This window comes from Stenotrophomonas sp. 01N47, assembly GCF_056399165.1.
Genome location: NZ_JBFTQU010000001.1, coordinates 577,678 through 592,842, shown reverse-complemented (window position 1 = coordinate 592,842; position 15,165 = coordinate 577,678). Strand labels below are relative to the sequence as shown.

15 protein-coding genes are annotated in these 15,165 nt (G+C 65.9%); 8 read left to right on the top strand and 7 right to left on the bottom strand.

Going from position 1 to position 15,165, the window contains the following annotated elements; all coding sequences use genetic code 11:
* Positions 1-75 precede the first annotated feature (75 nt).
* Positions 76-1,491, top strand: coding sequence for a hypothetical protein (locus tag AC1DKR_RS02710; protein ID WP_478030950.1), 1,416 nt, complete (start codon positions 76-78; stop codon positions 1,489-1,491).
* A 61-nt stretch (positions 1,492-1,552) separates the two neighbouring features.
* Here the strand turns inward: AC1DKR_RS02710 and AC1DKR_RS02705 are convergent, their stop codons facing one another.
* Positions 1,553-2,872 (bottom strand): XVIPCD domain-containing protein, encoded by a 1,320-nt coding sequence (locus AC1DKR_RS02705; RefSeq protein ID WP_478030948.1) that lies wholly within the window; start codon positions 2,870-2,872, stop codon positions 1,553-1,555.
* Entirely contained in the window at positions 2,869-3,522 is a 654-nt protein-coding gene (locus tag AC1DKR_RS02700) for a hypothetical protein (RefSeq protein ID WP_478030946.1), read from the bottom strand. The genes AC1DKR_RS02705 and AC1DKR_RS02700 overlap by 4 nt, the downstream gene beginning before the upstream one ends.
* Positions 3,523-3,857: 335 nt before the next feature.
* Here AC1DKR_RS02700 and AC1DKR_RS02695 point away from each other — a divergent pair, with 335 nt between their 5' ends.
* Complete coding sequence (locus AC1DKR_RS02695) at positions 3,858-4,361, top strand: GNAT family N-acetyltransferase (RefSeq protein ID WP_478030944.1); 504 nt, start codon at positions 3,858-3,860, stop codon at positions 4,359-4,361.
* 30 nt (positions 4,362-4,391) lie between these two features.
* Here the strand turns inward: AC1DKR_RS02695 and AC1DKR_RS02690 are convergent, their stop codons facing one another.
* Complete coding sequence (locus tag AC1DKR_RS02690; protein WP_478030942.1) at positions 4,392-4,829, bottom strand: acetyltransferase; 438 nt, start codon at positions 4,827-4,829, stop codon at positions 4,392-4,394.
* Positions 4,830-4,934: 105 nt separating this feature from the next.
* On the bottom strand, positions 4,935-5,657 hold the full coding sequence (locus AC1DKR_RS02685; RefSeq protein WP_478030940.1) for an OB-fold protein: 723 nt from the start codon (positions 5,655-5,657) through the stop codon (positions 4,935-4,937).
* 224 nt (positions 5,658-5,881) lie between these two features.
* Between AC1DKR_RS02685 and tadA the strand changes: the two genes are divergently transcribed.
* Entirely contained in the window at positions 5,882-6,406 is a 525-nt protein-coding gene (gene tadA / locus AC1DKR_RS02680) for a tRNA adenosine(34) deaminase TadA (RefSeq protein WP_230111988.1), read from the top strand.
* Between the two features lie 75 nt (positions 6,407-6,481).
* The gene (orn, locus tag AC1DKR_RS02675) at positions 6,482-7,054 is read left to right on the top strand and encodes an oligoribonuclease (RefSeq protein WP_312106505.1); all 573 of its coding nucleotides are present in this window, start codon (positions 6,482-6,484) and stop codon (positions 7,052-7,054) included.
* A 99-nt stretch (positions 7,055-7,153) separates the two neighbouring features.
* Here the strand turns inward: orn and AC1DKR_RS02670 are convergent, their stop codons facing one another.
* The gene (locus tag AC1DKR_RS02670) at positions 7,154-7,714 is read right to left on the bottom strand and encodes a DUF4189 domain-containing protein (protein WP_478030936.1); all 561 of its coding nucleotides are present in this window, start codon (positions 7,712-7,714) and stop codon (positions 7,154-7,156) included.
* Positions 7,715-7,834: 120 nt separating this feature from the next.
* Between AC1DKR_RS02670 and AC1DKR_RS02665 the strand changes: the two genes are divergently transcribed.
* Both AC1DKR_RS02665 and AC1DKR_RS02660 read left to right on the top strand, forming a co-directional pair.
* Positions 7,835-8,707 (top strand): EcsC family protein, encoded by an 873-nt coding sequence (locus AC1DKR_RS02665; protein WP_089236008.1) that lies wholly within the window; start codon positions 7,835-7,837, stop codon positions 8,705-8,707.
* 188 nt (positions 8,708-8,895) lie between these two features.
* The gene (locus AC1DKR_RS02660) at positions 8,896-10,011 is read left to right on the top strand and encodes an alkene reductase (protein WP_478030934.1); all 1,116 of its coding nucleotides are present in this window, start codon (positions 8,896-8,898) and stop codon (positions 10,009-10,011) included.
* 75 nt (positions 10,012-10,086) lie between these two features.
* Here AC1DKR_RS02660 and AC1DKR_RS02655 read toward each other — a convergent pair whose 3' ends face one another.
* Complete coding sequence (locus AC1DKR_RS02655) at positions 10,087-10,980, bottom strand: mechanosensitive ion channel family protein (protein WP_478030932.1); 894 nt, start codon at positions 10,978-10,980, stop codon at positions 10,087-10,089.
* 150 nt (positions 10,981-11,130) lie between these two features.
* Positions 11,131-13,509: a phosphoenolpyruvate synthase gene (gene ppsA, locus AC1DKR_RS02650; protein WP_025879263.1), complete on the bottom strand. Its 2,379-nt coding sequence runs from the start codon at positions 13,507-13,509 to the stop codon at positions 11,131-11,133.
* A gap of 145 nt (positions 13,510-13,654) precedes the next feature.
* On the opposite strand from ppsA, the gene ppsR reads away from it, so the two are divergent.
* Positions 13,655-14,476: a posphoenolpyruvate synthetase regulatory kinase/phosphorylase PpsR gene (ppsR, locus tag AC1DKR_RS02645; protein ID WP_154880768.1), complete on the top strand. Its 822-nt coding sequence runs from the start codon at positions 13,655-13,657 to the stop codon at positions 14,474-14,476.
* Between the two features lie 171 nt (positions 14,477-14,647).
* A complete protein-coding gene (locus AC1DKR_RS02640) occupies positions 14,648-15,160 on the top strand; it encodes a DUF1249 domain-containing protein (protein WP_478030926.1) in 513 nt (170 codons plus the stop codon).
* Positions 15,161-15,165 lie beyond the last annotated feature (5 nt).

Below are 15,165 nucleotides of genomic sequence, written 5' to 3'. Positions count from 1 at the left end.
CGGAGACCGGCGGGCCCATCGCACGACACCGAGCACCCTCGGGTGCCTACATGGATCTCTTTGTAAGGACACAACATGCGAAACACTTTCCTGCGTTCCAACGTGGCCCAGCGTGGTCGCGCTTCGGCATTGTGGTTGCTGCCGCTGGGACTGGCTGCCGCCATGGCCCACGCACAGCAGGCACCGGACGCCCCGGCGGCTCCCGCCGTCAAGGAGGCGGTGCCAGCACCGGTAGTGGCCGCGGCGGACGCGCAGACGCCCGCTAACACCGCAACTGATGCCGTAGCTGCACCGGCTCCCGTCGCCGCAGCTGAGCCGGTGCCTGCCCTGGTTGCTGCACCTGTGCCGTCCATGCCGCCCGCACCCGAACCCGCACCGCAGCCGCAACCGGCGACGGGCGTCGCTCCGGAAGCCGTCGCCGCTGAACCAGCACCAGCACCTGCACCAGCACCTGCGGCAGCGCCGATGGCGCCGGCGGCCGACGTTGCCTCCACCAATGCTGCGCCTGCCGCAACGGCTCCTGTCGCAGCCCCGCCGGCTCCCGCGCAGGTGCCGGCCCCCGTTGCCGCCATCGCACCGGCGCCCGACACCGCACCAGCCTCTGCCCCGGTCCCGCCGTCCGTCCCGGCCCCCGTCGCACCGCCGATCATCCCGCTCGCACCAGACCTGGCCGCCGAGCGCCAGCTCGGTGCGCGCTGCCCGGTCGATCTGGCCGGTCGCCTGGCGCCGCAGGGTGATCTGATGATCGGCGCCTGCCAGGGCGCGTTGCCGCCGCACCTGGCGGCGCTGCTGGTGGCATTGCCTGAGCAGGACATCCACCTGCCGCGCAGCTGGCGCGAGCGCGAAGTGCGCCAGAAGGCGTGGTTCAAGGCCGTGGCCGGCATGGGCCAGCGCCCAGACTTCATCGGCCGCCTGGGAGACATCTGGGTGCGTTCGTTTGAAGGCGCCGATGCGTCGACGACCACCTACCTGGTCTCGGCGCCGTTCGACTGTGCCGATGGCGCACTGCCAAACGAGAACACCGCAGAGCCCGTCCGACTCGCAGCCGGCAGCTGCGGGCAGGCCTACGTACGCCAGCGCGTGTACCAGGTGGGCAGCGATGGCGTCCCGCAGGACATCACTGCAATGGCAATGCCGGCGGCACCGTCGATCGCCGAGGCCGATCGTGCCCGTCACCGCACCCGCGAAGGCAAGATCAGCCTGGACCACAGCAAGTTGCAGTACGGGCCGGCCATGCGCTGGTTCGTGCAGTACCCGGAATCACCGCAGAAGACCGGTCCGCACAGCTTCAGTGACTGGAACCGCGAACATCTGGCCTTCGTGGTGTGGAACGGCAACCGCTTCGAGCTGCGCGATACCGTGACGCGCGCGCAGTGGCCGTGTGATCCGGTGGCGCCGGGCGACAAGGCCTGCGGCGGCTTCCCGGACTCGGGCCCGGATGCGTACGTGCTGGCAGGGCCGGCGGCGAACTCGGCGGTCTCCAGCCCCTGATCGACCGGAGAAATGACGGGAGCCGGCAGTGCCGGCTCCCGTTTTCATTCCAGCAAGCGTCTCAGGCGTGCAGGTTGCGCTGGGTCGCTTGGGTCTGTTCCAGCTGCTGCTCGCGTGCAAGGGCTTGGCCGGCAGCCTGCTGCTCGATGCGCTGGCTGCTCTGCTCCAGCGGCGTGTTCATCGCGCGGGTGGTGTCGACGGACACGCGCAGATGGCCGGGGTCGCCGCCCTCACCCTGCAGGGCGAAGCTGCGTGACGCGTCGGCACTCATCAGTACCTCATCGATCCGCTGTCCGCCGGCGGCATGCATTTCCGCAGCCAGCGAGCCTGCCAGTTGCGCGCTCATGCCATCGGGTGTGCGGCCGACGCGGGCGTCCTGTGCGTGCACGCCGCGCAGGGCATCATTGAACAAGGGGTTGCCGACGTGGCCGGCATCGTCGATGCGCAGCATGCCGATCGGGCGTCCCGGCCGTTCGGCTTCACGGCGCGCGGGTTCGCCCGGTTCCAGGGGGCCACGCAGATGGTCGAAGAGATCCTTGACGCCGCCCGGCAGGCCGCGCGTACCGGTGGTGACGCCACTGCGCAGCAACTCCATCTTGTCCCGGTACTCGTCGATCATCTTGACGTTGTCGCGGGCCAAGGCCTGCGTCTCCGGCCTGCCCAGCACCGAGTCTTCGCCGAGGAAATTGACCAGCTTGTGCGAACCAAAGGAGTTGGCGGCCGCGCCAAGTGCACTGTCGGGAATCAGGATGCGCAGACGGCTGTTGCTGAAGCCCCAGTCGCCCAGCGTGTCGATCTCCCGGGGCGTGGCGTAGACGCGCACCTGGCCGAAGTGCGGCGAAGCGGCGCTGACCGGGTCTGCTGCCATGACGTGGTTGACAACGCTGGTGCCGCCTTCGGGAATGCGGTAGCCAAGACTGGCCGCGCCATAGGCGTTGAAGGTCTCGCCCTTCAGGTTGTAGTGGTGTGCGCTGATCTGGGCCAGCGCGCCGCCGAGCGAATGGCCAGTGACGGTGACCTCAGGTGCCTGGCCGAGGTCCCGCCCTTCCTTGGCAGCGTAGGCGAGGGCGCGCTGGGTCAGTGCAAGTGCATCGGCGGCCTGCACGTTGTAGCGGGCGACCACCATGCCGCCATCGGCGAGGAGGCCATCGCGGGCGATCTGCTCGGTGCCGCGATGTGACACCACGATCTCCTGCGTGTCCACGCGCTGGTAGATCGTGCCTTGATAGCCATTGAAGCGATTGCTGACGTGCTCGAGCACCTTGTAGTCATGCCCGTTGAGGGAAACATGCTCTTCCTGTCCGGGTGCGCGTCGACCAACTTTCAGGTCGCGGTAGGCATCGTTGGACAGCGCGGCGTAGTCCTGGCTGCCGAGGGTCACGGCTGTACCTCATCGGCCGTCAAGGTGGCAGAGAACAGCGTGTCCTGCAGTTCCGGGCGGAACCGGCTGGCGTCCTTCTGGCCGGTAGCGCCGTAGTCGGGCAGGTCCGCAACGCGCGGATAGTCGCCCTGCGGATAATGGCGCGTCTCACTCTGGCCCTTGAGGAACGGATCAGCCTCGATGAAGGACAGGAAGCGCGTTTCGCCATCGGCGCCGGTCGCCTTCAGCATTGCGCCGGCGCCACTGAAGGCCCAATGGCAGACGCCGCGGCCGTAGTAGTCCTCGTCAAGCATGCGGTCGAGGTAGACGGTGCCGCGGTACTCGTTGTCGGTGACCCTGCGCAGCGTCACCGGCTCTTGGCTGGTGATGCGTGCGGGAGCGCCGGTGGCGGGCTCGATGTAGCCGCACTGCGCTTCGTTGCTGACATCGTACTGGGCAACGCCTTCGACCACGGCAAAGCTGCCCGGCGGGTTCTGCAGGCGCAGTACCAGTTCATAGGCCTTGCGCGGTGAGGGGTTGAGCTTGGCCAGGCCACGTCCTCCCTGGGCGACGTCGGACTCGGCGGAAGCAAGTTCCTGGTTCATGGCGGTCTCCGGGCTGCAGGCAATCAGTAGAAGCAAGGCAAGACACGGGAGGGATGTGCGGCGCACCGTCAGCCTCCGGTCGGAGGAGTGAGCGCGTTCGCGACGGGGCACGCTGCAGGCGACGAAGGTGCGCGCCGCACTGGCGAGGAAAGACGGGCAATCACGGCATGTCTCCTTTCCTTGGTGACCACGATCCCGGACCCGGGAAGGCTAGATTGCGCGATTCTCGCGGCAGAAAAGTGAAATAGTCGAAATTTTGACGCTATCAAACTGGATTGGATGCAGCGAACTGTGATTCGTATCCGGATTTCACGCGTGGGGTACGGGCATCAGGCGCGGGCCGTTGCGTCCTCGATGCGGCATGATCAAGGTGCTTACTCCGTTCCGACGACGTGCCGACGATGCTCTCCATCCGCCCTGAACTGCCCGCAGACGCTGCTGGAATCCACTTCCTGACCGAGGCGGCCTTCCGCAATGCGCCGCACAGCAGCCGCACCGAACAGCACATCGTCGACGCATTGCGTGAGCGCGGCGAGTTGAGCATCTCGCTGGTGGCAGAGGATGCGGGCCAACTGGTGGGTCATGTCGCGCTGTCCCCGGTCAGCGTGCAGGACGGCAGCCAGAACTGGTTCGGGCTCGGGCCGATTTCGGTGCTGCCGCAGCAGCAGGGGCGCGGCGTGGGCACGGCATTGATGCGGGCCGCGATCGAGGCTCTGCGCAAGAGGGGCGCGCGGGGCTGCGTGCTGTTGGGCGAGCCGGCCTACTACGGGCGTTTCGGCCTCCGTGCCGTGCCGGATCTGGTACTGCCCGGCGTACCGGCGGAGTATTTCCAGGCTCTGTGCCTGCAGCCACCGATGGCACAGGGGGAGGTGCGTTACTCGCCGGCGTTCGACGTGGTTGCCTGACCGGGGAACGGCCGGCGTTCCAACCGCCGGTCAGCCTGGATGGCGCAGGTGGATGAGGGGATACGGACGACCCTGCGAATCCACCGGCGAGCGTCCGGTTTCGATGAAACCCATGCGCCGATAGAAGCCCACGGCCTGCGCATTCTGCGCGTTGACGTCTGTGGTCAGTTGCGGCTGCAGTGCCAACGCATGCTGCAGCAGCTGGCGGCCGATACCAGTCCCGCGCACGTCGGGATCGATGAACAACGCTTCCATGTGCGAGCCGTCGATCAGCATGAAGCCCTGCGGCTGGTCCTGGTCGCCGACGGCCACGACCAGCGGGGCCTGCGGCAGGAAGCCAGCAACTTCAGTATCGATCGCCTGGCGGTCATCGGTACTGAGGAAATCATGTGTAGCATCGACGGCGCGACGCCAGAGATCGACGAGAGCGTCACCATCGGTGGCGCGGGAAGGGCGCAGGGTGGTCATGGGATCGGCCAAGGTGCTTTGCAGTACCCGGATTGTACCGGTGCGATGCCCGCAAACAGAAAGCCCCGCCGAAGCGGGGCTTTGGATGTCACCGTTCGCTGCGCCTTACTGCACGGTGCAGCCGGACAGTGCCGGGAAGCCGACGACTTCGCCATTGCCGGTGCAGGCCAGCGTGACCTTCTGGCCCTTCTTCAGGGTGGCAGCCACGTCCTTGGGCAGGTCGCTGGCCTGTACGAAGCCGAACGGCTTGGCGCTCAGCTGCACGACCGGCTTGTCCATGAAGTCCGAGCTGATCGAGTCGACCGTGCCGGAAACCAGCAGCGCCTTGCCCTTGTACTTGCCATCGGCAGCGATCTCGTTGTCCTGGTAGTCGCTGAACATCGTGGTGGCGGTCACTTCCACAGCCGAGGCGGAGGCCGCAGCGGCATCGTTGGTGACGGCGGTGGCTGCAGGCTCTGCAGCCTTGGCGGCAGCATCTGCCTCCGCAGCGGCGGACGAGACGCTGGCTTCAGCAACGGCCGCATCGTACTGGCCCTTGCTCTGCGCGCTGATGCCGCTCACGGTGCCGGCAAAGATCGCCAGGCCGACGAAGTACACGATCGGCGAAACGATGATCGAGCCCAGCAGCTGGAACAGGCCCTTCATGGCGCCGCCCTTGGCCATCGCGACGATGGCGAGGATGAAGGCCACCAGGTTCAGTGGCCAGCCCAGGAACAGGCCCAGGCCGGGGAACGGTACGAGGAAGCACAACCAAGCGATCGCCAGCGTGATCCATGCGGCTTTTCCGGCAGGGCTTGCCTGCACGGTGGTATCTGCAACTGCGTTCAAAACTACCCCCTGTAGAGATCGAAAGGTGAAATCGTTGCCGGCAAGCGGCAGTGCACAATCGTCAGATGACGAAAGCGCGGTCGTAGCGTGAAGGAGTCTTCACGGCAGATCAAGCGGCGCTGCACCGTTGGCCGGGCCAAGGCTCATCGCATCCAGTCGGCGGAAGCTCCAAAAGTCCTGCGTTACACTAGCCACGCGCTCACTCCTTGAATCCGAGAAACGCCATGACTGATACCTTGGGCGTGCCGGTGCACGACGTCGACGAGAGCTGGATGCGTCACGCATTGGCATTGGCCGAACGTGCGCAACGCGAGTTTGACGAGATCCCGGTCGGTGCGGTGCTGGTGGGTGCCGACGGTCAGCTGCTGGGCGAGGGCTGGAACCTCAACATTGCCTCGCACGATCCCAGCGCGCATGCCGAGATCGTGGCCATGCGCGAGGGCGGGCGGTTGCTGGCCAATCACCGCCTGATCGGCAGCACGCTGTATGTCACCCTGGAGCCGTGCGCGATGTGCGCGATGGCGATCGTGCATGCACGTGTGGCGCGCCTGGTCTACGGCGCCAGCGATCCGAAGACCGGCGCCTGTGGCAGCGTGTTCGATCTGGTCGGTGATGCCCGCCATAACCATCGGGTCGAGGTCCATGCCGGCGTGCTGGCCAAGGAGGCGGGCAACCGCCTGACCAACTATTTCCGGGCCAAGCGCGGCAAGCCGCCGCTGCTGCTGGAGGACCACGCTGGCGAGGGCTGAGTGGCGAAAGGGTATGATGGCCGCCACTTTCCTTTACCGGCCGGCCTCGTGCCTGCCCAGCAACGAGGCGACACGATGGCAGAGAACGGCGCGGCCAACGAGCGACTGATCTGGATCGACCTGGAAATGACCGGGTTGGATACCGACAACGATTCGATCATCGAGATCGCCACCGTGGTCACCGATGCCCAGCTCAACGTGCTGGCCGAGGGCCCGGAGTTTGCCATCCACCATCCGCTGGAAACACTGGAAGCGATGGACGAGTGGAACCGCAACCAGCATCGTCGTTCGGGCCTGTGGCAGCGTGTCATCGACAGCACCACGACGCTTGGCCAGGCCGAGGCGCAGACCGTGGCCTTCCTGGCACAGTGGATTCCGGCTGGCGTGTCGCCGATGTCGGGCAACTCCATCTGCCAGGACCGTCGCTTCCTGCACCGGCAGATGCCGCGGCTGGAGAAGTACTTCCACTACCGAAACCTGGACGTGTCCACGGTGAAGGAACTGGCCAAGCGCTGGGCGCCGACCGTGGCCGCTGGCGTGGGCAAGAACAGCAACCATACCGCGCTGAGCGATGTGCACGATTCGATCAACGAACTGCGCCACTACCGCCAGTTCATGGGCGCGCTGTCGGGGCTGCCGGACGCCTGATGATCGCGGTAGCGCCGGGCCATGCCCGGCCAGCGGCACGCGGGCGCTGACGAGAAAATCGTCAGCCACGCGCCGCGCAGCGATGCGTTCCTCTTTCCGTCAAGGAGACCAATTCGGCCCTTGGTCTGGGCCACTGCCATACAGGTTGAACGCCCTGGCGCACTCGAAATGGACAGGTCGGCAGCCGTTCGGGCAGGTCTGGCGAGCGATCTCGCTGCCCATTGCCACTTCGTTGTCGTTGCGGAACACCACCTCGAACTGACCGGTTTCGTAGTGCTGCAGCGCATAGGCGCACCTTTCGGTGAATGAGGCAATGACTTCGCATTGCTCCCCGCTGCGCTTGTTGCAGGTCTTCAGCGCCTGTTTGTCGGCTGCCTTCTGCTTGTGCTGGCGAACACTCCAGCCAATGACCTGACCGTTCGGCGAACGGGCAAATGCGACCCACTGAGGAACCATTTTGACTCTGTTGCCCTGAGTGGGAGGTCCGATGCCAGCGCTGCTTTCACCACCAGCGCCAGGAATCGGCGCGCACCCCATCACCCCCGTCTCGCTGCCGATGGGGTAGGAGCCGGGCGGGCAGCGGCCTTCGGCGTTCACCTGGCCTGCCCAGCCGAGGCTGGCAAGGATGAGGGTTCCGATCAGCAGCATTCGTGCGTACATGGCGCGTCCTTGTAGTGATTCATCCATGCCGCCCGGCATACGGGGCGGCTGGAGGAATCATAGCCGCTTCCGACCGGGCCACCACGAACCGTTCAACTCTCCAGCGCTAAGATCGGCCGTATGAACGAGCCCATCCTGCTGCCCCGTGATATCGCCCACGACGCTGGCGACTGGTCCGACCTGCAGCGGGCGGTCGCCCTGCTGGAAGCGCCCACGATCACCGCGCGCATGGCCAACCTGGTCGGGACGCCGCTGGAGTTCGCGGTGAAGGCGCTTCCCACCTCGGTATCCAACCGCATCCACGGTGCGGTGCAGGCGGCGTTGTCAAAATCGGTGCAGGCCGCGCTGTGGAGCATGGACAACACCCCGGGCAAGGGAGCCTCGACACGCTGGCACAAGCTGGCGGCAGCGACATCCGGTGCGGTCGGTGGTGCGTTCGGCTTCGCCGCGCTGTTCATCGAGCTGCCGGTGTCGACCACGATCATGATGCGTGCGGTGGCCGATGTCGCCCGCAGCGAAGGCTTCGATCTATCGCAGTTCAGTACTCGCCAGGCCTGCCTGGAGGTGTTCGCACTGGGCGGCAATTCGCCGCGCGACGATGCCAGCGAGACCGGCTACTACCTGGCCCGTGGCTTCACCACTGATGTGATGCGTCACCTGTCGGCCGAACTGGCCGGGCGCGTGGTCACGGGGCGCGACCTGACCCTGGGCGTGGCGCCGAAGGAAGCCGGCAAGCTGTTGGCCAAGCTGGTGGAAAAGGTCGCCGCGCGCTTCGGTGTGGTGATCACCGAGAAGTTTGCCGCGCAGGCGGTGCCGATCGTTGGTGCGGCAGCCGGCGCAACGCTCAATACCATGTTCACCGACTACTACCAGGACATGGCCCGCGGCCATTTCATCGTGCGCCGGCTGGAGCTGAAATACGGCGAGGAAGTGGTTCGCAGCTGCTATGACCGCATCGCGCACGGCGGGGCGTTGATCGAGCCGACGTTGTAACGATGGGGTCAGAGCCCTTTCCTGCGGAAAGGGATCCGACCCCGACCTCGCACAGGGTCGGATCCCTTTCCGCAGGAAAGGGCTCTGACCCTTKCCTGGCAGGCACAACTGTTTTGCACAAACGCGCCTGTTGCGCGCGCAGCGCGATCCCCATCCTTGCTGGCAATCCCCCGCAAGAGAATGCCGTCATGTTGTTCACTTCCCATCGCCTGGGCGCGCTGACGCTGCCCAACCGCATCGTGATGCCGCCGATGACCCGCTCGCGCGCGGCTGCCGGCAATGTGGCCACCGCACAGATGGCCGAGTACTACGCCCAGCGTGCTGGTGCCGGGCTGATTGTCAGCGAAGGCACCCAGATCAGCCCGCAGGGCCAGGGTTACGCGTGGACCCCGGGCATCCACAGCGAAGCGCAGGTGCAAGGCTGGCGCAGGGTCACCGATGCCGTACACGCGACCGGTGGTCGCATCTATGCCCAGCTCTGGCATGTAGGACGGGTGTCCCATGTCGCCCTGCAGCCGGACGGCGCGGCCCCGGTCTCTTCCTCGGCACTGCTGGCCGAAGGGGTGAAGGTCTTCGTCGACCCCACCGGCGCCGGTCCGGAATCCGGCGTGGGCGAGATGATCCAGCACTCGATGCCGCGCGCGCTGGCCGAGGGGGAGATTCCGGGCATCGTCGCCGACTATGCGCAGGCCACCCGCAATGCACTGGCCGCCGGCTTTGATGGCGTCGAGCTGCACGGCGCCAACGGTTATCTGATCAACCAGTTCATCGACTCGCAGGCCAATCAGCGTACCGATGGATACGGTGGCGAGCTGCAGAATCGCCTGCGCTTTCTGCGCGAGGTGGTGCAGGCGGTGGTCGATGTCGCTGGCGGCGAGCGTGTCGGCGTGCGTCTGGCGCCGCTGACCACGCTGCAGGGGGCGGTGGATGACACGCCGCAGGCGACCTATCTGGCTGCCGCACACCTGCTGGGCGAGCTGGGTGTGGGTTACCTGCACATCGCCGAGGCCGACTGGGAGGATGCCCCGTTGATGCCCGTCGCGTTCAAGCAGGCGCTGCGGATGATCTATCCGGGCACGTTGATCTACGCCGGCAAGTACACCGCCGAGCGTGCCGCGCAGGCGCTTGCGGAGGGCTGGGCTGATCTGATCGGCTTCGGCCGGCCGTTCATCGCCAACCCGGATCTGCCTGAGCGCCTGCGCGTGGGCGCGGAGCTGAATCTTCCTGATCGCGCGACGTACTTCGGCGGTGGCGCGGTCGGGTTCACCGACTACCCGGTGCTGGAGGAGGCCGTGGAGGCCTGATTCCGCGCCCGCCGGGCATGGCCCGGCGCTACCGATGCTGGTGGGTGGGTGCCGACCGTTGGTCGGCACTCCCGATCAGGGCTTGTCGCGCACCAGTGCGTCGGCCTCGACCACTCCACCATCCTTGCCATGCAGGTACAGGTGCATGTCCTGCTGCGGATACGGAATGTTGATACCGGCCTTGTCGTAGCCCAGTTTGATCTGTTCGAGCAGGGTGACCTTGGTGCCGAAGTGATCGGCCGACTTCACGTAACAGCGGATGCCCAGGTTGATCGCGTGCGCACCCAGCTCGTACACCACCACGTCCGGTGCCGGCGTCTGCAGCACGCGCGGGTCGGCCTTCATCAGCGCCAGTGCGGTATAACGCGCCAACTGGATGTTGTCTTCGTAACCGATGCCCACCACCAGCTCGACGCGGCGGGTGGGCTCTGCGGTGAGGTTGATGATCGGTGCGGCGGTGATCAGCGTGTTCGGAATGGTGGTGTGCTGGTTGTCCGCGCCGGTGATCACGGTCTGGAAAATGCGTACCTCGCGAACCGTGCCGGTCTGCCCGGCGATGGTCACCACATCACCCACGCGGAACGGACGCAGGGTCACCAGCATCACGCCCGAAGCAATGTTCGACAGCGAATCCTTCAGCGCCAGGCCAACGGCCAAGCCGGCGGTACCGAGCACGGCCAGCAGCGGAGTGATCTGCACGCCCAGCGTGCCGATGGCCAGGATCACCACGATCACCAGCGAGGCCGCGTAGACCACGTTGCGCAGGAAGCTGCCCAGCATCGGGTCCACGCCCATGCGCGAGGTGGCGCGCGGCATGGCATTGGACAGTCGTCGTGCCAGCCACATGCCGACCAGCAGCACCACGATCGCGGCCAGCAACGGCACGCCGTAGGTCTCCAGCAGGCGTTCCCAGTCGAGTGAGCGGAACCAGGAGGTCGTGGCGGGGGAGGGTGGGGCAGCGGCGATCATGCGGACTCCTTTGCAACGGGAACAGGTGCGACGGAAACATGGCGTACGCGGACGCCAGAAACAGCAAGCCCCGCAGAGGCGGGGCTTGCGTGCAGCTTCAGTATGGGCAGACGTCGATGAAAGCGACGTCAGCCATCACACGTCAACAGGTCAACCTTTGGCCTTCAACTTGGCCAAGCGCAACCAGGTATCGACCACGGTATCCGGATTCAACGACACCGACTCGATGCCTTCCTGCATCAGCCATTCGGCCAGATCCGGATGATCGGACGGGCCCTGGCCGCAGATGCCGACGTACTTGCCCTTGGCACGTGCCGACTTGATCGCCATCGACAGCAGCTTCTTCACCGCCGGGTTCCGCTCATCGAACAGGTGCGCCACGATCGACGAATCGCGGTCCAGGCCGAGGGTCAGCTGGGTCAGGTCGTTGGACCCGATCGAGAAGCCATCGAAGATCTCCAGGAACTCATCGGCGAGCAGTGCGTTGGACGGCACTTCGCACATCATGATGATCTTCAGGCCGTTCTCGCCCTGCTTCAGGCCATTCTGTTCGAGCACCTGGACGACCTTGCGGCCTTCTTCCAGGGTGCGCACGAACGGGATCATGACCCACAGGTTGTCCAGGCCCATCTCGTTGCGCACGCGCAGCACGGCCTTGCACTCCAGTGCGAAGGCGGCCGAGAAGCTCGGATCGACGTAACGGCTGGCGCCGCGGAAGCCGATCATCGGGTTCTCTTCGTGCGGCTCGTAGTTGCTGCCGCCGATCAGGTTGGCGTACTCGTTGGACTTGAAGTCCGACAGTCGCACGATCACCGGGTTCGGCGCGACCGAAGCGGTCAGGGTGGCGATGCCTTCGGCCAGACGGTCCACGTAGAAGCCGACCGGGTCGGAATAACCGGCGATCTTCTCGTCGATCTTCTTCTTCGTCGCCGCATCCTGGCGGTCGTATTCCAGCAGCGCGTTGGGGTGGATGCCGATGTGGCTGGCGATGATCATTTCCAGGCGCGCCAGGCCGATGCCCGCGTTCGGCAGCTGGCCGAAATCGAAGGCACGTTCCGGGTTGGCCACGTTCATCATGATCTTCAACGGTGCCGGCGGCATGTTGCCCAGATCGGTGGTGGTGCGCTCGAAGCCGAGCTTGCCTTCGTAGATGAAGCCGGTATCGCCTTCAGCGCAGCTGACGGTGACCAGCTGGCCATCCTCGATGACCTTGGTGGCGTTGCCCGAACCGACCACGGCCGGCACGCCCAGCTCGCGCGCGATGATCGCCGCGTGGCAGGTACGGCCGCCGCGGTTGGTGACGATCGCCGAGGCACGCTTCATCACCGGCTCCCAATCGGGATCGGTCATGTCGGCGATCAGCACGTCGCCCGGCTGTACGCGGTTCATGTCTTCCAGCGTCTTCACCACACGCGCCACGCCGGCACCGATCTTGGCGCCCACGGCACGGCCTTCGGCGAGAACGTTGCCGCCCTTCTCGGTCAGCGCGAAACGCTCGATCTGGGTGGCATGGCTGCGCGACTTCACGGTCTCCGGGCGCGCCTGCACGATGAACAGCTTGCCGCTGACACCGTCCTTGGCCCACTCGATGTCCATCGGGCGGCCGTAGTGCTTTTCGATGGTCAGCGCCTGGCGCGACAGTTCGGCCACGTCTTCATCGTTGATCGAGAAGGTGGTGCGCAGTTCGGCCGGGGTGTCCTCGATCCTGACGCGCTCGCCGGGGACATCCGAGTACACCATGCGGATCGCCTTGCTGCCGAGCGAGCGGCGCAGGATCGCCGGCTTGCCGGCCTGCAGGGTGGGCTTGTAGACGTAGAACTCGTCGGGGTTGACCGCGCCCTGCACGACCATTTCGCCCAGGCCGAACGAGGAGGTGACGAACACCACGTCGCGGAAGCCGGACTCGGTGTCCAGGGTGAACAGCACGCCGGACGCGCCCACGCCCGAACGCACCATCAGCTGCACGCCTGCGGACAGGAACACATCCTCGTGCTTGAAGCCATGGTGCACGCGGTAAGCGATGGCACGGTCGTTGTACAGCGAGGCGAACACTTCCTTGACCTTGTGCACGACATCGTCGGCACCGGTGACATTGAGGAAGGTTTCCTGCTGGCCGGCGAAGGAGGCATCGGGCAGATCTTCGGCGGTGGCCGAGGAGCGCACGGCCACGGCCACGTCGCCGCCGCCGTTGTCGGCGCTCAGCTTGGCGTAGGCAGTGCGGATGTCCTGGTCCAGCTGCGGCTGCAGCGGTGCATCGATCACCCAGCCGCGGATTTCCTTGCCGGCTGCGGTCAGCGCGTTGACGTCCTCGACGTCCAGCGTGGCCAGCTTGTCGAAGATGCGCTTGGACAGGTCGTTGTGCGCGATGAAGTCCTTGAAGGCTTCAGACGTGGTCGCGTAGCCCCCCGGAACGGAGACGCCCAGACCGGCAAGGTTGCCGATCATCTCGCCCAGCGAGGAATTCTTGCCGCCTACGCGGGCCAGGTCGGCCAGACGCAGTTCGTGCAACCACAGGATGTTCTCGTTCAAGCGCGATGCTCCGTTTGGCCATCGCCCGAGGCGGGCTTTGATGGCCGCGTCCGTAGGAAGAAGCCGATATGATGCCGGGCAGACCACCGTCGGCACAAGCTTGTGTTGGCGGCCCTTTTAGGCTTCGTAGGGGGTAAATGCGCGCATGTCGACCATCCGTCCGGTGTTCTACGTTTCCGATGGAACCGGTATCACCGCTGAAACCATTGGGCATAGCCTGCTGACCCAGTTCTCCGGGTTCAGCTTCATTACCGACCGGATGTCATTTGTCGATGACCCCGAAAAAGCTCGGGAAGCCTGTGTCCGGATCCAGGCGGCGGGGGAGCGCTACCAGGTCCGGCCGATCGTGGTGAACTCCTGCGTGGACCAGAGCCTGAGCGTGATCCTGTCCGAAAGCGGGGCGCTGATGCTGGATGTGTTCGCCCCGTTCATCGAGCCACTGGAGCGCGAACTGTCCAGCTCGCGCCTGAACCGGGTCGGCCAGGCCCACGGCATGGTCGACTTCGACACCTACCACCGGCGCATCAACGCGATGAACTTCGCGCTGACCCATGACGATGGCATCGCGGTCAATTACGACGACGCCGACGTGATCCTGGTGGCGGTGTCGCGGGCGGGCAAGACGCCTACCTGCATCTACCTGGCCCTGCATTACGGGGTGCGCGCGGCCAACTACCCGTTGACCGACGAGGATCTGGAGAGCGACCGCCTGCCGCCCCGCCTGCGCAACTACCGGCGCAAGCTGTTCGGCCTGACCATCGACCCGGACCGCCTGCAGCAGATCCGCCAGGAGCGCCGGCCCAATTCGCGCTACGCCAACCTGGACACCTGCAAGCGCGAGGTGGCTGCGGCGGAGGTCATGTTCCAGATGGAACGCATCCCGACCCTCAGCACCACCCATACCTCGATCGAGGAGATCTCCAGCAAGGTGCTCGGCACGCTGGGGCTGCAGCGCGAACTGTATTGACGGGGGGGCCACGACCAACGGTCGTGGCCCACCTGCGCGGTTGACGGGTGCGCTACGACCCACGGTCGTGGCCTACCTGCGCGGTGGGTATCGACCGTTGGTCGATACAGGGCCCCTTTGGCCGGGGCCGATCAGTCCCCACGTTGAAGGGCCAACGTGTAGGATCAACCCATGGCCCGAGCATTGCCCCGTACCGAGCGCATTCCCCGCCTGAGCCGGCTGAGCTGGCTCATGGGGCTGTACGCAGAGAACTACCGTCACCTGGTGCGCCTGTTCGCGCCGGCCGAGCTGGTGGCGGGAAGCTATGTCTCTTCGGTGGGCGATGGCCTGGACGTGCGCCTGGACGTGATCGAGTGCCACCGCTACACGGTCGAGCTGCGCCTGACCTATGACCTGGCCGACCCGGTGACCGGTGAACCGGACCCATCGGCCTTTGTCCGCCTGTACCGGGACGCGCGCCAGGCCGAGACCACCCACTGCTACGTCGGCCGCCGCTGGCAGGACACGATGGGCCTGTACCCACCGCCGGCCGAGCTGATCAGCTATCGCATGCGGATGAACACCTTCCTCGGCAAATGGCTGGAATACCTGGCCGAACGCGGCCATGGCGTGGCCACCCTGCGTCGTGACCCTGACGGCAACGCCGTGGGTGCCGGCGACCGTCGCCTGTCGCTGGTGCGTTGATCGGC